The 22,652-nt window shown below is 61.1% G+C and carries 15 protein-coding genes; 8 read left to right on the top strand and 7 right to left on the bottom strand.

The genetic code is table 11. The features are described from left to right. Nucleotides 1-84: 84 nt before the first annotated feature. The gene (locus RI101_03460) at nt 85-2,289 is read right to left on the bottom strand and encodes a glycoside hydrolase family 57 protein (protein MEC4889097.1); all 2,205 of its coding nucleotides are present in this window, start codon (nt 2,287-2,289) and stop codon (nt 85-87) included. A gap of 76 nt (nt 2,290-2,365) precedes the next feature. Here RI101_03460 and RI101_03455 point away from each other — a divergent pair, with 76 nt between their 5' ends. After that, entirely contained in the window at nt 2,366-2,824 is a 459-nt protein-coding gene (locus RI101_03455) for a VanZ family protein (protein ID MEC4889096.1), read from the top strand. On the opposite strand, the gene RI101_03450 is transcribed toward RI101_03455, so the two are convergent. Further along, entirely contained in the window at nt 2,796-3,584 is a 789-nt protein-coding gene (locus RI101_03450; protein MEC4889095.1) for a response regulator transcription factor, read from the bottom strand. The two genes, RI101_03455 and RI101_03450, sit on opposite strands and share 29 nt — an antisense overlap. Next, a complete protein-coding gene (locus RI101_03445; protein ID MEC4889094.1) occupies nt 3,581-4,300 on the bottom strand; it encodes a helix-turn-helix transcriptional regulator in 720 nt (239 codons plus the stop codon). Before RI101_03445 ends, RI101_03450 begins: the two co-directional genes overlap by 4 nt. 536 nt (nt 4,301-4,836) lie before the next feature. Here RI101_03445 and RI101_03440 point away from each other — a divergent pair. From RI101_03440 to RI101_03430, 3 genes are all read left to right on the top strand, one after another. Further along, on the top strand, nt 4,837-7,872 hold the full coding sequence (locus RI101_03440; GenBank protein MEC4889093.1) for a response regulator: 3,036 nt from the start codon (nt 4,837-4,839) through the stop codon (nt 7,870-7,872). 198 nt (nt 7,873-8,070) lie between these two features. Beyond that, nucleotides 8,071-9,174 (top strand): phosphotransferase, encoded by a 1,104-nt coding sequence (locus tag RI101_03435; protein MEC4889092.1) that lies wholly within the window; start codon nt 8,071-8,073, stop codon nt 9,172-9,174. A gap of 109 nt (nt 9,175-9,283) precedes the next feature. After that, the gene (locus RI101_03430; protein MEC4889091.1) at nt 9,284-10,027 is read left to right on the top strand and encodes an NDP-sugar synthase; all 744 of its coding nucleotides are present in this window, start codon (nt 9,284-9,286) and stop codon (nt 10,025-10,027) included. A gap of 14 nt (nt 10,028-10,041) precedes the next feature. On the opposite strand, the gene RI101_03425 is transcribed toward RI101_03430, so the two are convergent. From RI101_03425 to RI101_03415, 3 genes are all read right to left on the bottom strand, one after another. Next, nucleotides 10,042-11,442, bottom strand: a complete 1,401-nt coding sequence (locus RI101_03425) for a sigma-54 dependent transcriptional regulator (GenBank protein ID MEC4889090.1) — start codon at nt 11,440-11,442, stop codon at nt 10,042-10,044. A gap of 96 nt (nt 11,443-11,538) precedes the next feature. Continuing rightward, nucleotides 11,539-12,861: a DUF1015 domain-containing protein gene (locus tag RI101_03420; GenBank protein ID MEC4889089.1), complete on the bottom strand. Its 1,323-nt coding sequence runs from the start codon at nt 12,859-12,861 to the stop codon at nt 11,539-11,541. Between the two features lie 130 nt (nt 12,862-12,991). Continuing rightward, a complete protein-coding gene (locus RI101_03415; protein ID MEC4889088.1) occupies nt 12,992-13,996 on the bottom strand; it encodes a polyprenyl synthetase family protein in 1,005 nt (334 codons plus the stop codon). Between the two features lie 358 nt (nt 13,997-14,354). Here RI101_03415 and gltB point away from each other — a divergent pair, with 358 nt between their 5' ends. The 3 genes from gltB (at nt 14,355) to RI101_03400 (ending at nt 21,031) form a co-directional block, all read left to right on the top strand. Then, a complete protein-coding gene (gene gltB / locus RI101_03410) occupies nt 14,355-18,872 on the top strand; it encodes a glutamate synthase large subunit (GenBank protein ID MEC4889087.1) in 4,518 nt (1,505 codons plus the stop codon). Between the two features lie 13 nt (nt 18,873-18,885). Further along, nucleotides 18,886-20,322, top strand: coding sequence for a glutamate synthase subunit beta (locus RI101_03405; GenBank protein MEC4889086.1), 1,437 nt, complete (start codon nt 18,886-18,888; stop codon nt 20,320-20,322). A 421-nt stretch (nt 20,323-20,743) separates the two neighbouring features. After that, entirely contained in the window at nt 20,744-21,031 is a 288-nt protein-coding gene (locus tag RI101_03400) for an antibiotic biosynthesis monooxygenase family protein (protein ID MEC4889085.1), read from the top strand. A gap of 416 nt (nt 21,032-21,447) precedes the next feature. On the opposite strand, the gene RI101_03395 is transcribed toward RI101_03400, so the two are convergent. Further along, nucleotides 21,448-21,810, bottom strand: coding sequence for a PilZ domain-containing protein (locus RI101_03395; GenBank protein MEC4889084.1), 363 nt, complete (start codon nt 21,808-21,810; stop codon nt 21,448-21,450). A 177-nt stretch (nt 21,811-21,987) separates the two neighbouring features. Between RI101_03395 and RI101_03390 the strand changes: the two genes are divergently transcribed. After that, nucleotides 21,988-22,425, top strand: a complete 438-nt coding sequence (locus RI101_03390; GenBank protein MEC4889083.1) for a DUF5069 domain-containing protein — start codon at nt 21,988-21,990, stop codon at nt 22,423-22,425. Nucleotides 22,426-22,652: the final 227 nt, after the last annotated feature.

The following is a 22,652-nucleotide window of genomic DNA, read 5'->3' as shown; positions in this document are numbered from 1 at the left end:
GGTCAGGGGCGAGAGGCTAGGGGCTATGGGTATGAGGTGTTAGTCCGGCCTCTCGCCGCATGCCTCTTCCCTCTCGCCTTCATCTCATACCCGCCACATGGCGGCATCAAAATCATCGCCGGGAACCAGTAAAGTTGCCGGCGCCTGATGGGGATAGCGGGCGACTTCCAACCCATGTTCCAGGACGATCAGACTCATGTGAATACTATCTCCTGGTTCAAGCGAAAGATCCTTCACCGGGATCGCCAGTTCCACAATGGCCTTGGCGCAGATGGAGCGATAGCAGCCCTTTTCTTCCCAGGTTCCGTTTTCGCGTTGCTGGAAGAGCTGAAAGGAGTCCGGTCCCGGTGGCGGACAAGAGAATGCCAGGCGAAAGTGATGGCGAGGACCATGGAGGACAATCTGCATTGCCAGGCTCTGGTGTCTGGGCTGCGCGGCCTCATCCGGGTCCAATCGCAGGAAGAGCTGTTCGTCGCTCCAGCCAAAACGGATCGCGGTAAAGAGCCCTTCCGCTTTCCACATGGCGCCGAGCGGCGGCTGGGTGTTGATCGTGCCGGCGCCGCGCCATTCGAAGAAGTCCGTCACCACGCCGTCGATGGCCGGGGAGAGCCGCGCGACCGGTTGCATGACGCGATCCGTATCGGGCGGTGCCGTGATGGCGCAGATGGGCTGGTTCAAGGAATCCGGCGGCGTCAGGCCCATGTGCGTCCAGACGTTGCGGAGGTGCGTCCTGAAGAGCCGGTCGAATTCGGGCTTGAAGTCGGTCTCGAAATCATCGCCGTACCACCAGAACCAATCGCTGCCTTCGGCGGCGTAGAGTTCGTTCCAGGCGGCGCTGGCCTGCGCCGTTGGAAGTGTCGGAGCGGCCTCAACCAGGCGGGTACGGGTATGGCCGAGGAGATCCCAACCGCGATTGTCTTCGGCGTGCCCGATCCAGATTTTGTAATCCTGATTGATCCAGGAGCCGGAATGGAGATGGGACAGGGATTGCGCCGGAGGCACGGCCGCAAGGCCCTCCGACATGGTGGAGGCGACACATCTTACTGCGCCGGGCTCATCCAATGTCTGCGCCGTCAAGGCGCGGTAGAGGCGGGAGAGAAAGTGCTCGCCGCCGTCGTGATAGTGTTCCCAGGGATTTTCGCCGTCCAGAATGATCGGGATCAGGAGATGTTTGTGTGGCGCGTTGTGGACAATGGCGCGGAGGCGGCGGAGGACATCGTCGGCAGCCGAGTCCGGATCGGTCTTGTGATAGACGAATCCGAACGCATCGGACAGGTCGCGATCGCGAAACACCATCGTGACCTCTTGCCCAGGCTCGCCGGCCCGATAGGGCTGGTAGAGCGAGCGGGAGCGGTCCCAGGGCTGGCCGCCCATGTCGAGCGACCGGGCCAGCACCCCTTCATCGGTCGCCAGCCACTGGAGGCCGGCACGCCGGACGAGCGGGAGCAGCTCGGGACACACTGAGCCTTCAGACGGCCAGAGGCCGGCGGGAGGGTGGCCGAAGGTGGCGGTATGAAATGCGACGGCGCGTTGCAATTGCGCTTCGGCATCGTCCGGGGCGCGGAATCGGGACGGAAGCGGAAGGTCGGGTCTCGCGCGGCGCGTGAAGTCGGTATCGATGACGAGCGGCAGGATGGGATGGAAAAAGGGCGTGGTGGTCAACTCGATCTGGCCCTGTTCCGCGAGCCGGCGATAGAGCGGGACAATCTCTTGCACCGCGGCGCGCTGGAGGGCGAGCACTTCCTGTTTCTCGTCTTCCGTAAACCCGCGATTCTTGCTGCGCAAGGCGGCGAGGCGCGGATAGCGGCGGACGGCGCCATAGCCGAACCAGGCGAGGTTGTGCCAGACCTGCAGATCGAGAAAATCCTGCGTCGAAAACTGCTTCGCGACCTTGGCCAGATCCTGTCCGTTGACCTCGGTGCCGCGTTTGACGAGCAACTCATGGTAGCGGGGGTAGGGGCGGACCATCGTGGCCCAGTTGGCCGAAAAGAAATGGCGGATCAGAAACGCCTGTTCCTCCTGAGTCAAATCCGCGGCCGGGCGTTGGGCCCGTTCGAGAAACAGGTCCCGGATGGTGCCCCCTCCGATCTCCTGGAGTTGCAAGAGCAGCGACGGCGTAAAGTTGAACGTCGCACGGACAGCCGGGAATTGCTCCAGCAGAGAGGCCATGTCGTAATAAGCTTTGGTGGCGTGGAGGCGCACCCAGGGCATACTCGCCGATCCCGCCACCGGATCGGTGTAGTAGGGCTGGTGCATGTGCCAGAGAAAACAGACGTGAACGTGTTTCATCGGTGCGTGATGTCTCGAAGAGTGTTAAGTATGTCATAGGGATACGGGGCATGCAATGAACGGAGGATAGCCGGTGATGGAGCGGCAGGCGGGCGGCTTAGGATGGAGGAGAGTCGTCGCCTATTGGGGGCCGGTGGTCCTATATGCCGGGGTGATCTTTTATCTCTCTTCACGATCGCATCCGGACGACGATCTGCCGTCGCTGTTCGATCTCTTCGGCGACAAGGTCTTGCATCTGGTGGAATATGCCGGATTGGGTGGCCTCTGTTACCGGGCCTTCCGCTGGGGCTTGGAGGGGCCCCTTGCCTCGTGGGCGATGTTCTGGGCCATTGGGGCCGCGTCAGTCTATGGCGTGACGGACGAAGTGCACCAACTGTTTGTCCCCTTTCGTGAGGCGGGCTGGCAGGATTGGCTGGCCGATACGGCCGGGGCGGCCCTGGGAGCGGCTGGGATCAGCCTCTGTGGAAGAAGCCTGGGCGGCGGTTCCGGGGATGGGCCTGCGGGCGTCACAACTCAGCGGACGAGGCCGTTATGAGGGGGCATGAGAAATCGGTGAGGCTCGGGTGGCCGGCCCCTCTGGTCTGTTGGAGGAAGGCGGAGGCGGCGTGAGCCCGGCGGGTGACCTGCAGTTTGGCGTACACGTTGCTGAGGTAGTTTTTGATCGTTTTATCGCTGAGGCCCAGCGCCCGGGCGATCTCTTTGTTCGTTCTCCCCTGGGCCACGAGTTCCATAACCCGCTGTTCCTGCGCGGAGAGTCCGGTGCTGCCTGTGCCGCGCATCGAGAATGACAGGCTACAGAGGTGTGACAGCAGCCGGTGCAGGAGCGCGCCATCGAAGATGGCGTGGCCGTTCCGTACCGCGTCGAGGGCGCGGGCGATGTCCGTGCCGGAGGCGGTTTTGAGGAGCACGCCTGCGGCGCCTGCGCGCAGCACGGCCATGACGGATTCGTCATCCGCCATATCGGTAAGAATCAAAACCCGCGTGTTGGGAGAAGACGCACGAATATGCCGGCAGGCGTCGATGCCGCTGCCATCCGGCAAGCGCAGCTCCATCAGCACGACATCCGGCGTATTCCTGCCGAGGGCCTCCATGGCGCCGGCGATCGTGGCGGACTCGCCGATGGATCTGATATGCGCGGTCCGTTCGAGCATTGCCCGGAGCCCCTGGCGGACCATTTCGTGCCCATCCACGATCTGCACTTTGATGGCGGGAGGAGCGGGAGCCGCGGCCGGTGTGTTCACGGAGGCCGGTCCGGCTGATGGCCGTAGTGGAGAAGAAATCGTCCGGCGTGTCATCGCAGGCTCGATCTCAGCGCGAATCGAATGAGCGCGCTGCGCGAGTGCAAAGCGGTTTTTTCACGGATTCTGGCCAGATGGCCTTCGACGGTCCTGACGCTGAGCCGGAGGGCTTCGGCGATCTGTTTGTCCGACAGTCCTTCGGCCAGCTGCGCAACGATTTGCCGTTCTCGCGGCGTCAGTTGGGTGAGGACGCGGGCGGCGGCGGCATCGGTGCTGCCGCTGTGGCTATGAGGAGAGAGTGGGAAGGTCAATCCTTCGGCGGCGAGGCTGTGCGGCGTCTGTTCCGTGTGGATGGTAAACCGGCAATTGCGTGGCGGCTGGCTGTCGCCGCGTTGCAGCGCGACTTTGCCGTAGCCGAACAATTCTCCGGCGATTCCCCCCAGGATGCCGATTTCCACCCCGCAAATATGCGACTGGTGCTGGCTGAGATGTTCAAACGGGCATCGGTGGCAATGTACGTCAAGCTGGCCGTCCTTGCCGGCAGAGGCGGTGTGCTCCCACCCCCAATGAGTTTTCATCCAGTCGCTGCATCGAAAGTAATCGGTCCGCGCGTCGGGGAAAGGGGATGTGCGCGGTACGGAGGCTTGCGCGACGACGTCCCGCCCGAGGGTGGCCCCCACCTCTAAGAACGTTCGTTCAAAAATAGCTGGGTGCAAGAGATTTTGGAAGGATTCAACCACCCGAGCCAAGACTTGTTCCGGGAATGGCATCATGTCTCCTGTGAGTACGAGTCACTCATCTGGGTGTTCAAGAGAGGCATCTCACAAACCCCCAGGGAGAAACTGGCCCAGGGGGTTGTCGATGGTCGAAGGCATTGAAATAACTCTTGAACTCATTCCGGCCTTGTTTTTGGAACCATTTTAAGTGCAACTGGACCTAGGGCGGTAGAGCTGATATGCCCTGATATAAGAGCCGGATGCGGATTGTCGATGGTTGTATCGGCCGGATACATGATAACGGTCATACTATACGAAGGCTCAAATTTTTATGATAGCGGGAGAATGCGTGTCCAAGCCGGGTAGTCCTACGGGGATGTCAGGGTGGTCAAGAACGGAGAAAAATTCACCGATAAGTCAAAATGTTACCAGCGCCGAGCGGCGAGGTTCTCTATGGCCGATCCATTCGTGGCGCAGCTGGCCACCCATAAGGTTCCGTTACTGCCGTTTCTTGCTGCTATAGGCTGAGGCACGATGTAACCATTTGACATCATGTGGAAGTCTGGAGGCGATTGTTGCCGGTACAAGATGTTGTGAAGAAGCATAGCTTGCCGCTGCTCATCGTGTTCTGCACTGTGCTGGTGCTTGGGGGCGGCCTGGTGACGCTTCATTATATCGAGTCCCGGTTTGTGGCGAATGCGGGGGAAAGTCTTGCCTTGGCCGCGGTCGATATTGCGGGCAAGCTGGATCTGTTGATGGCGGAACGCTACGGCGACATTCAGATGATGGCCCGGTCGCGCGTTGTTCAATCGGGCGATGCGGTGGCTGTCTCGCAGTACATGGAGTGGATGATCTCGGCCTATCCGGTCTACGAATGGATCGGTGTGACGGATGCCGCCGGGCGTCTCGTGGCGGCATCCGACCGGGCCAGTGTCGGCAAGCACTATGGCAATGCCCCCTGGTTTCTGGCCGTGAGGGATCGCGGGGGGATTTTTGTTAGGGATGTGTTTGCGCCAGACGAAACGACGGAAGAGAGAAGGACGGTGGCCTTTACGGCGGCGGTCAGAGGGGGGCGTGGGGAATTTCTCGGCACGGTGACGTCGCGTGTGGCCTTGCCAGTCCTTGAAGATCTCATTGTGCGCACGGCGGTGGCCTTGCAGGCGCAATGGGGCACGGATGTGCGGATCGAATACCTCTTTGTCGATCGTAACGGAGAGGTCATTGCGGATTCGCTCTTGCGGGAAGAGGGGCGTATCAATTTGAAGCAGGCGGGGCTGCCCTCCGCGGACCTGTTCGATGCGGCCCCTCCCGGTTTTGTCGAAGAGCGGCACCTGCGCCGGCAGGTCGATGTGCTGACGGGGTATGCGATGACGGCAGGCGTGGGGGACCACGGTCTGCTGCGCTGGGGCGTGCTGGTGCGGGTGGACCGGAGCGATGTACTGTCGCCCATCAGGGCGATCGTGCGGAACGTCGGATTGGCCGGAGTCGGCATGCTGCTTCCGCTGGCCGGATTTCTCCTGTGGAGCATCCGGCGATTGGAGCGCACGCGGGCGATGGCCTTCGAAGAAAGCGTGCGGGCCAGGGGCGCGGAGCGGAAATTTCAAGAGCTGCTGCAGGCGGCGCCAGATGCCATTGTCATGACCGATATCCGTGGCCGGATCGTGCTGACGAATCGTAAATCCGAGCACTTGTTCGACTATACGGCGGACGAATTGCGCGGCGCGCCGATTGAGATCCTGGTGCCGGAACGGCTGCGCGCACGGCATCGAGAACATGTCGCGCGTTTCATGGAGTGGCCTATCGCCAGGCCGATGGGTGCGGGGTTCGATTTGTCGGGCTGCCGCCGAGACCAGAGTGAGTTTCCCGTGCAGATCAGTCTCAGCCCGGTCGATACGGCGGAGGGAAGGTTCGTGCTCGCGGCCATCCGCGATGTGTCACAGCAACGGGCGCACGACTTGGAATTGTGCGCCGCCAAGGAGGCGGCGGAGTCCAGCGCCCGGGCCAAGAGTGAATTCCTGGCGACGATGAGCCATGAAATCCGGACGCCGATGAACGGGGTTATCGGCATGACGGATCTGTTGATGGGCACGGCGCTGACCGCCGACCAGCGGGATTATGCCGAGATGATCCATGCGTCCGGGGAGTCGCTGCTGGGGATCATCAACGACATCCTGGATTTCTCAAAAATTGAAGCGCGGAAGCTCGATCTGGAGCAGGTCGCGTTCGATGTGCGCACGACGATCGAGAGCACGGTGGCGAGCTTTTCCGATCGGGCGCGGAACAAGGGGATCGAGGTGGGGTGCCTCATTCACGGGGCGGTGCCCGCCATGGTGGAGGGGGATCCCGGACGCCTGCGGCAGGTGGTCAGCAATCTGATCGGCAACGCGGTCAAGTTCACGGAACGTGGCGATGTGCTCGTGGCGGTGACGGTGGCGGCAGCCGGAGGGGATGGATCCGTTGACCTCCGTGTCGAGGTGACGGACACGGGCATCGGAATGACGCCGGAGCAGAGCGGGAAATTGTTCCAGCCCTTCACGCAAGCCGACAGTTCGACAACCCGCAAATATGGCGGCACCGGCTTGGGGCTGGCCATTTGCAAGCAGCTCGTCGAATTGATGCAGGGCCAGATCGGCGTCGAGAGCACGCCGGGAGCGGGGTCCCGGTTCTGGTTTACCGTGCGAGTGGCCCGGCATCCGAAGGACAGCCAGATGCCGGCGCTGCCGGATGAGATGTCCGCCCGGCTGCGCGGCCGGACGGTGCTGATCGTGGATGATATGGCGATCAATCGGAAGATTCTCGAACAGCAATTTCTCAATCATGGGCTGGTCTGCCAAAGTGTGGGCGATAGCGAGAGCGCGCTGGCTGCGCTCAGGCAGGCCGCGGAGGACGGCCACCCGTTCGATCTGGCCATCCTCGATATGCAGATGCCCGGAATGAACGGTCTTCAGCTGGCCCGCCATATCAAGGGGGACCCGGCAATCCGGCCGGTCCGTTTGGTACTATATGTCTCGCATGGCCAGCGCGGAGATGTGAAGGCGGCTCATGAAGCCGGGGTGGCCGCCTATTTGACCAAGCCGGCTCGCCAGGATCAATTGCTGGACTGTTTGCGGCTGGTGCTGGATCAGGCGCCGTCCGGCCCGGATTCTTGCGAGGCCAGTACGATCATTACCCGGCATCGGCTGGCCGAAGTGCGCGCCGGAATGCAGGGATCCGTGTTGGTGGTGGACGACAATCCGATTAATCGGAAGGTCGCGGCCAAGATGCTGGAAAAGCTGGGGTGCCGGGTCGAGGTGGCCGCCAATGGCCGGGAGGCCGTGGAGGCGGTAGCCAATCGCTCGTACAGCCTGGTATTTATGGACTGCCAGATGCCTGAGATGGATGGATTCGAGGCCACGCAAGAGATCCGAAGGTGGGAGGCGAAGGGGCAGGAGGGGGCGGCATCGGATGCCTCCGGCCACTCGCTTCGCCGTATTCCCATCGTTGCGATGACGGCCAATGCCATGTCCGGGGACCGGGACCAGTGTTTGGCCCATGGCATGGATGATTATCTGAGCAAGCCGGTGCAGTTGCAGGATGTGAAGCTGGTGCTCCAGCGATGGCTGGAAATGCCGCACCCTGCGGACTCTTGAAATTCGTCGATGCTGTGGGCCTGAGGGGATGCGGGCCTCTTGCTGCGCGGAGGAAGCGGTCCTGCGTCCGTCCGGCATGGCTGTAATGGTTTCAATAGGGCCGGTCTATTATTTGAAATCCTTTCTTTTCGTGCCCGCTTCCTGTATAGTGTGGCCGCTTTTGAGCACGATGAACAACCTAGTGATAAGTAACTACGTATGACAACGATTCATCCGGCGGCTCCCAGAGGGCCCCTTGCGTTTCCCGACCGGGCGCTCGTGGCGCAGACGATCGAGTCTCGATTCGCGCCGGGCCTTGCCCTTGGTGAATTACAGCCCTTGGCCGGCGATGCCTCCAATCGCCGCTACTTCCGCGCGGTGCTGACGGGCGGCCCGCCGCATTCCCTCATCCTCATGCAGCTGGCGGAGCCGGAGGGGTTCAAACAGTCGGAGGAGGCCGTCAGCGGCGCCGCCCACCAGATCACCGAGCTGCCGTTTCTGAATATTTTGTCGCATCTGGCGAAGGCGGGCGTGTCGGTGCCCCGGCTGCATGTCTACGATCAGGCGGCGGGGCTGCTCTACCTTGAGGACTTTGGCGATCTGACGCTGGCCGAGGCCGTGCGGGAGGCCGACGGGCCGACGGTGGAGTCCCGATACAAACAAGCCATCAATGTGCTGGTGCAGATGCAGGTGAAGGCCACGGCTCCGGCCGATCCGGGCTGTCTGGCATTCCACCGGAGCTTCGATGCGCCGCTGCTGATGTGGGAGTTCGAACACTTTCTCGAATACGGGATTGCGGCGCGGCGGGATCAGCCGATCCCGGCGGGAGACGAGGCGGCGATCCGCCAGGAATTCGGGAAGCTGGCCGATCTGCTGGCCGGCCAGCCGCAGGTTTTTACCCATCGGGATTTTCATTCCCGCAATTTGATGGTCGATGGGTTGCGTCTTGGCGTGATCGACTTTCAGGATGCCCTGCTGGGCCCGGCGACGTACGATCTGGCCTCCCTGCTGCGCGATGCCTATATCCAGCTGGACGAAGCCTTGGTCGATCATTTGGTCGAGTACTATCTGGACCGGCTCGCGGAACACCGGCATGTCTGGACGAATCGCGATGCGTTTCGGCGGCTCTTCGATCTGACCAGCATTCAGCGGAATCTGAAAGCGGCTGGCCGTTTCGTCTATATCGATCGGGTGAAAGGGAATCCGAAATTTCTCGCCGATATTCCCCGTGTGTTGAGTTATGTGAAACGCAATTTGCAGCGGTACCCCGAACTGGCCATTCTGCGCAAGCACCTCACCCCGTATGTGCCTGAATTGCAGTGATGGGCGGGCTAGAGGTGAGTGGCCAGAGGCGAGGGAGTAGAGTTATCATGGGAAATATAGCCCCGCTTCTTGTCCCGTGCCCCGCGCCGCATGCCTGCGCCGAAATTATATGAAAGCCATGATTCTCGCGGCGGGTCTTGGGACCCGTCTCAGGCCATTGACCAATACGATTCCCAAGCCATTGCTGCCTGTCGGTGGAATCCCGCTCATCGTCTGGAATCTGCTGTTGCTCAAACGGCACGGGTTTCATGATGTCATCATCAATCTGCATCATCTCGGGCCGATGATCGAACAGGCGCTTGGCAACGGATCGGCCTTCGGGTTGCGGCTGATCTATTCGCGTGAACCGGTCATTCTTGGAACCGGCGGCGGGATCAAGCAGGCCGAAGGCTATTTTGCGAACGAGGCCGTGCTGGTGCTGAACGGAGACACCCTCTTTGATCTGGATCTGAGCGCCCTGTGCGCCTTTCATCGGGAGCGCCATGCCGTGGCTACCTTGGTGGTGCGTGAAGATCCGGATGCGAAACGGTGGGGGCTGGTCGAAGTGGGGGACGAGGATCGCATCGTGCGGATTACCGGCAAGGGTGTGCCGGATCCTGTCCCGACCAAGCCGCGCATGTTTGCCGGGATTCACATTTTGCACCCGCGGCTGCTTCGGGGCGTGCCGAAGGGAGTGATCTCCTCGATCATCGATCCCTATGTGGCGGCGATTATGCGGGGCGAAACGGTGCTGGGCTATGATCTGACCGGGTACTGGTCCGACGTCGGCACGCCTGAGCGCTATGCGCAGGCGGAGCGGGACGTCATGGACGGACGCATTCGCATCGAAGACCGGCAGGCCGTGCCAAGCTGAGTTTCCCCCCAGGTTCAGGATTCCGGTTCGCTCTCGGCTTTTTCGTCCTGCCGGTCGCGCTGTTGCTTGAGAAGCCGGGCCAGGTAGGTGCGCTGCAGCTTGAGGTATTCCGCCGCTCTCGTTTGATTCCCCTCGGCCTTTTCGATCGCGCGCGCAATGATGTGGCGGCTATGTTCGTCCATCGATTCGTGGTAGGGCAAATCCAGATAGGGCAGGGCCTCTTCGTGTGTCCCGCAGAGGTGGGCGTCTTCCGGCGCCAGGGCGATGACCTCGGGCTCGATGGTGTCGGTTGGACTCAGGACGACCGCCCGGGCAATGACGTTGTCCAGTTCGCGGATGTTGCCGGGCCAGGGGTGCCGCGTCAGGGCGTCCATGGAGGTCGGGCTCAAGGCGATGGCGGGCCGTTTGGCCTCCCTGGCGTGCCGCTCAAGGAAAAATTGGGCGAGGGCCGGGATGTCGCTCCGCCGTTCCCTGAGCGGCGGGAGCGTGAGGGTAATGACGTTGAGCCGGAAATAGAGATCCTCGCGGAATTGCCCGGTCTTGACGGCCTGCCGGAGATCCTTGTTCGTCGCGGCAATGATGCGGATATTGATCGAGACGGTTTTCGTGCCGCCGACCCGCTGAAACTCGCGGTCTTGAAGCACGCGCAAGAGCTTCGCCTGAAGCGGAAGCGGCATGTCCCCGATCTCATCGAGGAAGACCGTGCCGCCGTCCGCCATTTCCAGCTTGCCCTTCTGTTGCCGGTCGGCGCCCGTGAAGGCGCCGCGTTCGTGGCCGAACAGCTCATTCTCCAGCAGGGTTTCTGTCAGCGCGACGCAGTTGATGACCACCAGGGGCATCGCATGGCGATGGCTCCATTGATGGATGGAGCGGGCGAACAGTTCCTTGCCGGTTCCGCTTTCTCCCAGCAGCAGCACGCTGGCGTCGGATCGCGCGGCGCGCTGCGCCGCTTCGACGACCGACCGGACGGAGGTGCTCTGGCCGATGATTTTGGCGTAGCGGCCGTCCACTTCCGATCGAAGATAGGCCACCTGGCGCTTGAGGGAGTCGCGCTCGAGCGCTTTCCGGATGACGATCAGCAGGTGGTCTTTGTCGAGCGGCTTGGTGAGGAAGTCGTAGGCGCCTTCTTTCATCGCCTCGACCGCGGCGTTGACCGAGCCATGCGCGGTCATCACGATGACTGGCAGGTCCTCGACCTGTTTGATCTGTGAGAGCCGTTTGAGCACCTCGATGCCGGTGAGTTTCGGCATGTCGAGATCAAGGAGCACGAGGTGTGGCGCGTCTTGTTCGATCTGATCGAGAGCCTGCTGGCCGTCGCGGGCGACGAGCGGATGATAGCCTGACGCCTGAAGGCGGTCTTCCAAGACCGTGACGATGTCCGGATCGTCATCGACGATGAGGATCTTGGCTTTCATAACGCGTTTGCGAGGCGAGGGGCGCGAGGTGCTGGGCAAGGGGGGGAGATTCGACGTTGGCCGGCTTTCCCGCCCCGTGCCGCTGGCCTCTCGCCGCTAGCCCTCCATCACATTCATGACCAATCCGGTCAGCGGCTTTGGAAAGAAGTAGGTGGATTTGTGCGGCATCCGCTCGCCGGCGGTGGCCACATCCTTCACCTCGCTCACCTTCGTCGCGTTCAGCAGCAGGGCGCCGGTGCCTGTTCCGTTGGCCGCCCAATCCAGTGCTTCGTGGTCGTCTTTGGTGTAGAGGATGGCTTCCTGTTCCTGTTGGGTGGGGCAGAGTTTCGCCACGACCAACTGTTGTAAGAGCGAGACGTCAAGTTTCGCGCGGGGCGACGCGCTGGCCGGCGGGCGGTGCGTGGCCTTGAGCTCAAGGGTCAGATAGGCGTCTCGTCCCTTCAGCGCGATTCCGAACATCGGGGCCGTCCGGCCTTTCGTGCGCAATGCATCGAGAAATTGCCGGCGGACGGCCGATTGGGTCTGGCCGGTGAATGCGTATTCATGCACGTCGAACTGGTCCGCGAAGAGGGCCTTGACCTGATCGAACGGTGGCAGCGGAGTTGTGGTCACCCGGTGCGTCGGCAAGACGGTGAGCCCCGGATCTTCGATCGGGGTGAAGAGCATGAGCACGCTGTCATAGGGCTGGAGGCCCTGCGGATTCCCGGCCTGCTGGCGGCGGAGTTTCTGGTAATTCAACGCGGTCTCGTAGCGGTGGTGGCCGTCGGCGATGAAAATAGGCTTGCTCGCCATGGCGGCGGCGATCTGCTGCGTGATCGCGGGATCGTCGATCACCCACAGGCGTTCCTCGAAGCCGGCGTCATCGCGGAAGGCGATGTGGGGGGCGATGGTTTTGGCGGCCTGGGCCAGCGCGGAGAGGATGGCATCCTGCGGGTCGGAATAGAGCGACCAGATCGGGCTGAAGTTGGCGCGGCAGGCTTCCATCACATTCAACCGGTCGGTCTTGGCCGCGGCTCTGGTGTTTTCATGCGGATAGATCGCACCGGTGCCGAATTCTTCCAGCTTGAACGTGGCAAGAAATCCGCGCAGAGTTTTTCTCGGCCCGTTCGGATCAGCTCCCGGCGGCACATACTCGATGGTGTGGTAGTAGATGGCCGGCCGCGCATCCCGCTTGAGCGCGCCGGATTGCATCCACTGGGAGAGGGTGGCGGCGGCGCGCGTATAGCGATTGTTGGCGGGGCCGTCGTCCGGCTGGTCCATGCCCAATTCCAGGCGAATGACGTTGTGCGGATTGCGGTTGTACAGCGCCTGCTGGCCGGCGGCGTCGATAATGTCGTAGGGAGGGGCGACCACGTCGCGCGCGGCTCCGGCAATGGTGGCGTCGTAGCGTGCACCGCAAAACGGGAAAATCTGGGCCATGATGGTTTCGTGCTCCAGTGTGTGATGGTATGAGTAAAAGATACGAGACCGGAATGATCTCCGCCCCTTCCCGGCTCAGTGCCGCTCTTCTCACCGGACACGGGTGGCGACAAGAGTGAGCGGAGGGCGGTTACCGGTCGCGGGTGATCATGTAATCGGCGGCGACGGCCAGGGCCCGGCGCGCCGTGGAGTCCTCAAACGCTTCAAGTTCGTGCTTGGCCGCGGCAATGTAGGTTCTCGCCCGCTCCATGGCATAGGTCAGTGATCCATGGTCGTGCATTAACGCGAGGATGCGAGCCAGGTCCCCCTCGGTGAGGGTGCGGGTCTCCATCCGATCCTTGATCATGGTCCGGTCCTGTTCGCTGCAGTGCGCGAGCAGGTGAAGCAGGGGCAAGGTCGCCTTGCCTTGCCGCAAATCCTGGCCGAGGGTTTTTCCCAGCCGTTCTCCGTCGGCGTTGTAGTCGAGGGTGTCGTCCGCCACTTGAAACGCGATCCCGATATATTGCCCGAACCGGAAGAGCGCGGTCTGTTTGTCTTCGGAGGCCTCGGCGAGGATGGCGCCCATGCGGCAGGCCGCGGCCATCAGCCCGGCGGTTTTATGTTCGACGATCTTGATGTAATCGGATTCCGGCATCGACGGGTTGCCGTTATGGTAGAGCTGCAGGACTTCCCCTTCCGCCATCTTGGTGCAGGCTTCGGCCAGGACCTCGTTGATGCCCTGGCTGCGAAACTCGACCACCTGGGCCATGGCTTTGGAGTAGAGATAATCGCCGACGAGGATGCTGATCTGATTGCCCCAGACTTTTCTGGCCGTTTGCCGTCCGCGCCGGATATCGGCGTCGTCCACCACGTCGTCGTGCAGCAGGGTAGCGGTATGGATGAATTCAACGAGGCTGCCGAGCTGATGGTGTTCGCGGCCGATGTAGCCGCAGGCTCTGGCGCTGAGGAGCAGCAGAAGCGGGCGGACGCGTTTGCCGCCGCTGCTGAGGATGTGAGCCGCAACCGTGTTGACGAGGGTGACGCTGGAATCGAGATTTTTTCGGACTTGCTGCTCGACGCCGTCGATCTCGTCGCGGTACGCGTCCCAGACGTCCGCCATGCTGCTGATGGTCGAGATGGCTGGTCCCTGTGGCATGCGGCGGATGGTAGGGCAGCGGGGGAAACAAAGTCAAGCAAACGGCCGGCCCGATTCATGGTCCGGGAGTCCTTGCGGGGCCGGTGGAATAAGACCATTTTCTGGCACGGGAGAATCTTGACAGGGCCGCAACCCATCCAGTAAGGTGGCGCACGAGAGAACGCTGTAGGAGATCGTCAAGAAAACAACAAGATATCGCGTTTCTGCCTCCTCGCACGAGTGGCCCCAGACCGCGACGCAGTCACCTGCCTTGCTAGATAACGAGATTGAATGATGCTGATCCCGGGCTTCCCCGAAGCAAGGCCTTTATGACCCTGTGCATGAAATGAATTCCTGTGTGCCATGGTGAGATGACGAGATGATGATTCCAGGACTTCCCCCGAAACAAGGCTTGTACGATCCCGATCAGGAAAAGGATTCCTGCGGGGTGGGCTTTGTCGTCAATATTCAGGGCCAGAAATCCCATACGATCGTCCAGCAGGGGCTGCAGATCCTTGAAAACCTGACCCACCGAGGGGCTCAGGGGTGCGACCCCTGTACCGGCGACGGCGCGGGCATTCTGCTCCAGGTGCCGCACGACTTTTTGAAGCGCGCGGCCGGCGATGCCGGCGTGTCGTTGCCGGGCGCCGGCGAGTATGGCGTGGGCATGGTGTTCTTGCCGCCCCAGGCCGACCGCCGGCAGCAGTGCGAACAGCTGTTTGCGAAGGTGATTGCGGAAGAAGGGTTGCGGCTGTTGGGCTGGCGCGATGTGCCGGTGAAGAGCGATGCCATTGGCGACGTGGCGCGCAGCACCGAGCCGTTCATGCGGCAGATCTTTATCGCCCGCGACGTGCTCAACGACGCGCAGTTCGAGCGGAAACTGTACGTGGTCCGCAAGCGGGTCGAGAACGCCGTGCGGGCGTCCGCGATTCAGGGCCGCGAGTATTTCTATATTCCCAGCCTGTCGGCGAACACCATCGTCTACAAGGGATTGCTGCTGCCGCATCAGATGGCGGCGTACTATCAAGATCTCAAAGACGCGAGCGTGACCAGCGCGCTGGCCCTGGTCCACTCGCGGTTCAGCACCAATACCTTTCCGACCTGGCCGCTGGCCCATCCCTATCGCTATATCTGCCACAACGGCGAGATCAATACCCTCAAGGGCAACGTGAATTGGATGCGCGCCCGCCAGGGGCGGCTCAATTCCGATCTGTTCGGCAAGGATCTCGAAAAGCTCTATCCCATCGTCCATGAGCAGCAGAGCGACTCGGCCTGTTTGGATAATGCCGTCGAGTTTCTCACCATGGGCGGCCGGTCGCTCCCCCACGCGATGATGATGCTCATTCCCGAGCCCTGGGTGGCGAATCCGCAGATGGATCTTGACCGGCGCGGGTTCTACGAATATCACGCCGCAATGCAAGAGCCCTGGGACGGCCCCGCGGCGGTCTGCTTCACAGACGGCAAATTGATCGGCGCGACGCTGGACCGGAACGGCCTGCGTCCCTGCCGGTATCAAGTCACCACCGATGGCCTGGTCATTCTGGCGTCGGAAGCCGGGGTGCTGCCGATCGAGACACAGAAGATCCGGCAGAAGGGCCGGCTCATGCCGGGCCGCATGTTCCTGATCGATACCGTGCAGGGCCGCCTGATCGACGACGAAGAAGTGAAGGCGGAGATTGTCAGCCGCAAGCCCTATCGGTCGTGGGTCACGCAGTACCGGATTTCGCTGGATGAATTGCCGGAACCGTTGAACGTGCCGCAGCCCGACCATCCGACGACGCGCCAGCGTCAGCAGGCCTTCGGCTATACGGTCGAAGAGCTGAAGATGGTGCTCACGCCGATGGTGGTGAACGGGGAAGAGGCGATCTCGTCGATGGGCACGGATACGCCGCTGGCCGTGCTGTCAGACCGGCCGCAGCTCCTGTTCAAGTATTTCCGGCAGCTCTTTGCGCAGGTGACGAATCCGCCGATCGATCCGATCCGCGAAGAACTCGTCATGTCGCTGACGACGAGCATCGGGCCGAAGCCCAATCTGATGGATGAACATCCGGAATCCTGCCGGCGCATCCGTGTGAAACAGCCGATTCTGACCAATGCCGATCTGCAAAAGATTCGCGAGATCGCCGATCCCCATTTCAAGAGCAAGACGTTGAAGATGCTCTTCCGCGTGGCCGAAGGGCCGGAGGGATTGGGCGCCGCGGTCGATGATCTCTGCCGCCAGGCCTCACAGGCCATTAAAGAGGGCTACAAGTTCCTGATCCTGAGCGACCGGGGCGTGAACGAAGAGTGGGCGCCGATCCCGAGCCTGCTCGGCATTGCGGCGGTGCACCACCATCTGGTCCGCGAATGCACCAGGACGGAAGTCGGGTTGACCGTGGAAACCGGCGAGCCGCGCGACGTGCACCACTTCGCCTGCCTCATCGGCTACGGCGCCGGGACGGTGAATCCGTACCTCGTGTTCGAGTCGCTGGTGGACATGGAGCGCGACGGCTATTTGCCGGAAGGGCTCGATGCGCAGACCGCCGAAGGGAAATTCATCAAGGCGATCAATAAGGGCCTGCTCAAAGTCTTCTCGAAGATGGGCATCTCCACGGTGCAGTCGTATTGCGGTGCCCAGATTTTCGAGGCCATCGGGCTCAATCATGAATTGATCGGCCGCTACTTTACCGGGACGCCCTCCCGCGTCGAAGGGATCGGCATTCGGGAGATCGGCGAGGAAACGCTGCGTCGGCATAAGCTGGCCTACGAACCGGTGCCGATCAGACAGCTCGATTTCGGCGGCGAAATTCACTACCGGATCCAGGGCGAGCACCACAACTGGAACCCGGACACGATCTATAAGCTGCAGCACGCGACGCGGAACAACGATCCCAAGACCTTTGCGGAGTTCTCGCAGCTCGTCAACGACGAGAGCAAGCGGCGCTCCAATTTGCGCGGGCTGCTCGATTTCAAGTTCCTGCCCGAGCCGATTCCCCTCGATGAGGTGGAGCCGGCCAAGGACATCGTCAAGCGCTTTACCACCGGCGCCATGTCGTTCGGCTCCATCAGCAAGGAAGCCCACGAAACGCTGGCGGTCGCGATGAACCGCCTCGGCGCCAAGAGCAACACCGGCGAGGGCGGCGAAGATCCGGAGCGGTTCAAGCCGCTGCCGAACGGGGATTCCAAAAACAGCTACATCAAGCAGGTGGCGTCGGCCCGGTTCGGCGTGACCAGCCATTATCTGGCGAACGCCAAAGAGTTGCAGATCAAGATGGCGCAGGGTGCGAAGCCGGGCGAAGGCGGCCAGTTGCCGGGGCACAAGGTCGATGAGAACATCGCCAAGTTCCGCCATTCCACGCCCGGGGTGGCGTTGATTTCCCCGCCGCCGCATCACGACATTTATTCCATCGAAGACTTGGCGCAGCTGATTTTCGATTTGAAGAATGCCAACCCGGACGCCGCCGTGTCGGTCAAGCTCGTGTCGGAAGTGGGCGTCGGGACCGTCGCCGCGGGCGTGGCCAAAGCGCATGCCGACAAGGTATTGATCAGCGGCGATTCCGGCGGAACCGGCGCGTCGCCCTTGTCGTCGATCAAGTATGCCGGCGGGCCCTGGGAGCTGGGGCTGGCGGAAACCCATCAGACGCTCGTGATGAACGATCTGCGCGGCCGTATCCGTGTCGAAACCGACGGCCAGTTGAAGACGGGGCGGGATGTCGCCATTGCCACGCTGCTCGGCGCGGAAGAATATGGCTTTGCCACGGCGCCGTTGATCGTGGAAGGCTGTATCATGATGCGCAAGTGCCATCTGAACACCTGCCCGGTCGGCATCGCCACGCAAGATCCCGAGTTGCGCAAGAAGTTCAGCGGACAGCCGGAGCATATCGTCAATTTCTTCTTCTTCGTCGCCGAAGAGTTGCGGCACATCATGGCGAAGCTGGGGTTCCGGACCATCAATGAGATGGTTGGCCGCGTCGATAAGCTCAAAGTGCAACAGGCCATCGATCATTGGAAGGCCAAAGGCCTCGATCTCACGCCCTTGCTGAAGGCGCCGGACGTCGGTGCCGATGTCCCGCGTCATTGCGTTCAGAAACAGGACCATGGCATCGCCGAGGTGTTGGACAACCAGTTGATCGAGCTGTGCAAGCCGGCCTTGGACAGACGCGAAAAGGTCTCGCTCGACTTGCCGATCCGCAACGTCAATCGGACCGTCGGTACGATGTTGTCGAGCCGGATCTCCAAGCAGTATGGCTCGGAGGGGCTTCCGGACGACACGATCTCCATCAAGTTCAATGGATCGGCGGGCCAATCCTTCGGCGCATTTCTGGCGCGCGGCGTCACGCTGACGCTCGAAGGCGAGTCGAACGACTATATCGGCAAGGGGCTCTCCGGTGGCAAAATCGTCGTCTTCCCTCCGAAGAACGCGATCTATGTGCCGGAAGAGACGATTCTGGTCGGCAACACGTCGCTCTACGGCGCTACGCAGGGCGAAGCCTATTTCTACGGCATGGCCGGTGAACGGTTTGCCGTGCGGAACAGCGGCGTGCGGGCCGTCGTGGAAGGCACCGGCGATCACGGGTGCGAATATATGACCGGCGGCGTCGTCGTCGTGCTGGGACGGACCGGGCGCAACTTTGCGGCCGGGATGTCGGGCGGCGTGGCCTTCGTGCTCGACGAATTGGGCAAGTTCCCGGCGCGCTGCAACACCGGCATGGTCGAGCTGGAGAAGGTGGCGGCCGCCGACGATAAAAAGCTGCTGCATGAGATGATTACTGCGCACTTCATGGTCACCGGCAGCCGGAATGCCAAGCGCATCCTGGATTCGTGGGAGGCCCTGTTGCCGAAGTTTGTGAAGGTGATGCCGGTCGATTACAAGCGCGTACTGGAAGAGCGGAAGAAGAAGGCCGCCGCGAGCAAGTAGAAGGATAGAGGGAATGGGCGATCCAAAAGGTTTCATGAAATATGCCCGCGAGGGCCCCAAGCGGAAACCGGTCGAGTTGCGCGTGCTCGATTGGAAGGAAATGTACGAGCCGATCCCCGAGGACAAGCTCAAGGTCCAGGGCGCCCGTTGCATGGATTGCGGTGTGCCGTTCTGCCAGGGCTCGACCGGCTGCCCGGTGGTCAATCTGATTCCCGAGTGGAACGATCTCGTCTACCGTGGCCGCTGGAAAGACGCGCTCAAGGCGCTCCATACCACGAACAACTTCCCCGAATTTACCGGCCGGCTCTGTCCGGCTCCCTGCGAAGGCGCCTGCGTCCTCGGCATCAATGAAGATCCGGTGTCGATCCGCATCATCGAATGGAACATCATTGATCGGGGATTCAACGAGGGCTACGTCGAGCCGATTTTGCCGGTCGTCAAGACGGGCAAGACCGTGGCCATCGTCGGGTCCGGCCCCTCCGGGTTAGCGGCCGCGCAGCAACTGGCGCGCGCCGGACATAGTGTCACCGTGTTTGAGAAGGCCGATCGCATCGGCGGCTTGCTGCGCTACGGCATTCCCGATTTCAAGATGGAAAAGTGGGTCATTGACCGGCGGCTGGAGCAGATGAAGGCCGAAGGCGTCGACTTCAAGACCGGCGTCACGATCGGGAAAGACATCACGGGCGAACAACTGCGCAAGCAGTTCGATGCGGTGGGTTTAACCATGGGCGCCGAGCAGGCGCGCGAGCTGCCGATCCCAGGGCGCGAGCTCAAGGGCGTGCACCTCGCGATGGAATATCTCACCCAGCAGAACAAGCGCACGGCGGGCATTCCCATCACGGACGAGCCCATCGTGGCCAAAGGCAAGCGGGTGATCGTGATCGGCGGCGGCGATACCGGGTCCGATTGCGTCGGCACCGCCCATCGCCAAGGCTGCGCGGAAGTGCATCAGTTTGAATTGCTGCCGGAGCCGCCTCCAACCCGCGCCAGTTCAACGCCCTGGCCGCTCTGGCCGATGCAGCTGCGGACCTCGCATGCGCATGAAGAAGGCTGCGACCGGCAGTGGAGCATTTCGACCACTAAGTTTACCGGCCACAACGGCCAGGTCACCAAGCTGCATGGGAACAAGGTGAAGTTCGAGGGCGGCAAGTTCACGCCAATTCCGAACAGCGACTTCGAGATGGATGCGGATCTTGTCTTGCTCGCCATGGGCTTCACCGGTCCGGTGAAGAACGGCCTGCTCGACAGCCTCGGCGTGAAGTACGATCAGCGCGGCGCGGTGTCGGTGGACGAAGGCTTCATGACCAACCTCGACGGGGTTTTTGCCGGCGGCGACACCAAGCGCGGCGCCTCCCTCATTGTCTGGGCGATCTCCGAAGGCCGCAAGATGGCCGCGGGGATCAATCAGTATCTGCAAGCGGGAAAATCCGCAAAACAGGCAGTAAAGTAACGGGGACTGGCTCCGGCATCGCCGGCGCCTGTCCCTGGCCCAGCTTCCTGAGGCGGCGGGGCCTGTCACGGAGAACAGCCCCGCCGTGCTCACTCCACCCATCCCCCAGTGGGGCCCTTTCGTTGCGCGCCCTTGGTGAAAAGCCGCGTCTTGGCGCGGCAGGGCTGGGAGGGTGAGAAAGTCGCCCAGTTCGCCGTGCCACCCGCTGATAATTTCAGCTTCCCCTCTTGGTTAAGTCTCGGTGGGTCCCCGCTCCTTCGGCAACGTCAGCGAGGAGCCCCGGCACACGCGGGCAATTGTCTCCCTCGTCTGGTTGACACGCTGTGGTACAAAAAGTAGCCTGTTCCTATTCCTGTCCGCAAACGTTGTTAGGCGGAGCGGCAGCGCCTTTTATCTGCCGCAATCTTTTAGGGGAAACACCATGAGTACAAATGTAATCGTCACTTTTAAATCGAAGCCTGAAAAGTTAGCGGCGTTTGTAGAAATACTGAACCAAGCAAAAATTGACGTCCCTAAAGTCGCTGGCTGCAAGGCATTTCGAATATTCAATGACGTCAACGAGCCTTGTACATTTACTCTGGTCGAAACGTGGGTATCTGAAGCCGAGCATAAACAATTTTTCGAAGGTATGGTGTCATCTGGTTTTTGGAGCCACATTGCTACACATTTAGCTTGTGATCCAACAAGCAGTTACTACAAAGAGTTCTAAGGCATGGCAATCGCCATAGCTATGCTTAACATGGCACTCGAGAGGGACACGCCAAAAGCCGCGTGCCCCTTAATGTAACGTTAGGTAATCTGAAAAGAGCAGTTACTTTTCAGTGCAGGGGTAACAGGTTGCTCATCTAATCAGTCCGTTTCTGGCCAAGAAGTGCGGCTAGTTGAAAAGCGCAGTGTTTACGGACAGACATCACTCTGATCCGTGATGAGTCGTTTCTTGGCAAGGAGTGAGTAGACTTTTTAGATTTCTCGCCTTGACTAGTTTTTGTGCGGGTGGCATCAAGCGCAAGGCAACATCAGAACCGGAAAATCTACCGAAAGTCTTTCAGGGAAAAGAAAAACTCTCTCTTCGGTCGAGCCCGCTCAGGGGTTCTATTTGTGAACGTGATTTTTGCGGAGATTGGGCTATACGCTGGCGGCGCTGAGGGTTGATTCTGCGTAGGCCGAGACGGGGGCGTGATACGAGGGCATGGTTTCGACGAAATGCGTGACCCGCTCGCGGTCTCCCTGGCGGTACCGAAGAAACTCAATTCCCAATTGGCCGTCCTTGCACCAGCGGACCACGGACACTTCCACTCCCAGCGGGGCTGGCTCCTGGGCCACCGCGATCTCGAGCGCCAGGTAGGTGCCTGCATCTAGCGCAATGTCGCTGCGCATTCTGCAGCCCGTGGGCGAGAGGTCGAGCAAGGTGCCTTCACCGGCGCAGGTATCACTTTGGATATTGGCCGGATAGCCGACGGGAATGCGGTGGCGACCTCGGGACTGCATGGTTTTGCCCTCCTGTTAGATACGTATCGGTCATGCGACGGAAAACTTGATGTTGTGGCATCTTCGCTTGGCAAAAGTTGGGGTGCTTGCGTTGAATTCCATCCGCGCGTTCCTCGCTAGACTTCTCTTGCCCAGGCCTGTATGGTTTGGGTCCTCACCAATCTGGAGAATACTCGCATGACGCAATCCACCTATCCCCGCAGTCCGAAAGCCTTGCTCGGTGGCATCGCCCACCTGGGCCGGTTTATCGACAAGATCAAGCTCCGCCATGCGGGGCAGATTCAGGATTACAATTACATCACGGTAGGGTTTGACAAGTATCTGATCGATTTCCTCGGCATCGATGCGAAGGCGTTTGAGCAGAAGGTGTTGGCCGGTGGAACGGATGAACAGTTGCTGGACTGGGTGAAGGCGAACGGCAAGCCGCATTCTCACGAAGCGATCGCGCAATGGTCGCAGGGCTTGCTGGTGTCCGGCCCGAAAGATGACGCGACTCGTGCGCGCTTTCAGGGACGGCTGGATGAGATAGCCAAGAAGCGCGGCGTGCCGGTTAGTGCACTGCCTCCGGCATCGACCTGGGCGGATGCGATTGAACTCGACGAAGGGCGCCTGTAGGTCGGTTGGCAGAGGAGAAGACTCGGGGAGACGGCCTGGCCCTGTGCTCAAATTGTAGAAGTGTATCGGTTCTCGTACTTATCTCCCCCTGTGTAACTCGACAAGAGATGAGGCGATCCGGCTGGTCTGTCGCGTTTTTGCCGGAACTCCCTGGCGCAAGGACACAGAAAGATTGAGGCAATCCTTCGTATATCAGGGATCTGCACACTTCAAAGATTCGATGGCGT

Source organism: Nitrospira sp. (genome assembly GCA_035968315.1).
GTDB lineage: Bacteria > Nitrospirota > Nitrospiria > Nitrospirales > Nitrospiraceae > Nitrospira_D.
The sequence above is the reverse complement of the archived record's forward strand: the minus strand, read 5'-3'. Positions and strand labels throughout refer to the sequence as shown.

What these genes read in the sequence shown, in the direction of transcription:
- RI101_03415 (MEC4889088.1), bottom strand. Translation starts at nt 13,996, where the DNA reads ATGCCACAGGGACCAGCCATCTCGACCATCAGCAGCATGGCGGACGTC.
- RI101_03390 (MEC4889083.1), top strand. Translation starts at nt 21,988, where the DNA reads ATGACGCAATCCACCTATCCCCGCAGTCCGAAAGCCTTGCTCGGTGGC.
- RI101_03460 (MEC4889097.1), bottom strand. Translation starts at nt 2,289, where the DNA reads ATGAAACACGTTCACGTCTGTTTTCTCTGGCACATGCACCAGCCCTAC.
- RI101_03450 (MEC4889095.1), bottom strand. Translation starts at nt 3,584, where the DNA reads ATGACACGCCGGACGATTTCTTCTCCACTACGGCCATCAGCCGGACCG.
- RI101_03435 (MEC4889092.1), top strand. Translation starts at nt 8,071, where the DNA reads ATGACAACGATTCATCCGGCGGCTCCCAGAGGGCCCCTTGCGTTTCCC.
- RI101_03425 (MEC4889090.1), bottom strand. Translation starts at nt 11,442, where the DNA reads ATGAAAGCCAAGATCCTCATCGTCGATGACGATCCGGACATCGTCACG.
- RI101_03395 (MEC4889084.1), bottom strand. Translation starts at nt 21,810, where the DNA reads ATGCAGTCCCGAGGTCGCCACCGCATTCCCGTCGGCTATCCGGCCAAT.
- RI101_03445 (MEC4889094.1), bottom strand. Translation starts at nt 4,300, where the DNA reads ATGATGCCATTCCCGGAACAAGTCTTGGCTCGGGTGGTTGAATCCTTC.
- RI101_03430 (MEC4889091.1), top strand. Translation starts at nt 9,284, where the DNA reads ATGAAAGCCATGATTCTCGCGGCGGGTCTTGGGACCCGTCTCAGGCCA.
- RI101_03420 (MEC4889089.1), bottom strand. Translation starts at nt 12,861, where the DNA reads ATGGCCCAGATTTTCCCGTTTTGCGGTGCACGCTACGACGCCACCATT.
- RI101_03455 (MEC4889096.1), top strand. Translation starts at nt 2,366, where the DNA reads ATGGAGCGGCAGGCGGGCGGCTTAGGATGGAGGAGAGTCGTCGCCTAT.
- gltB (MEC4889087.1), top strand. Translation starts at nt 14,355, where the DNA reads ATGATGATTCCAGGACTTCCCCCGAAACAAGGCTTGTACGATCCCGAT.
- RI101_03400 (MEC4889085.1), top strand. Translation starts at nt 20,744, where the DNA reads ATGAGTACAAATGTAATCGTCACTTTTAAATCGAAGCCTGAAAAGTTA.
- RI101_03405 (MEC4889086.1), top strand. Translation starts at nt 18,886, where the DNA reads ATGGGCGATCCAAAAGGTTTCATGAAATATGCCCGCGAGGGCCCCAAG.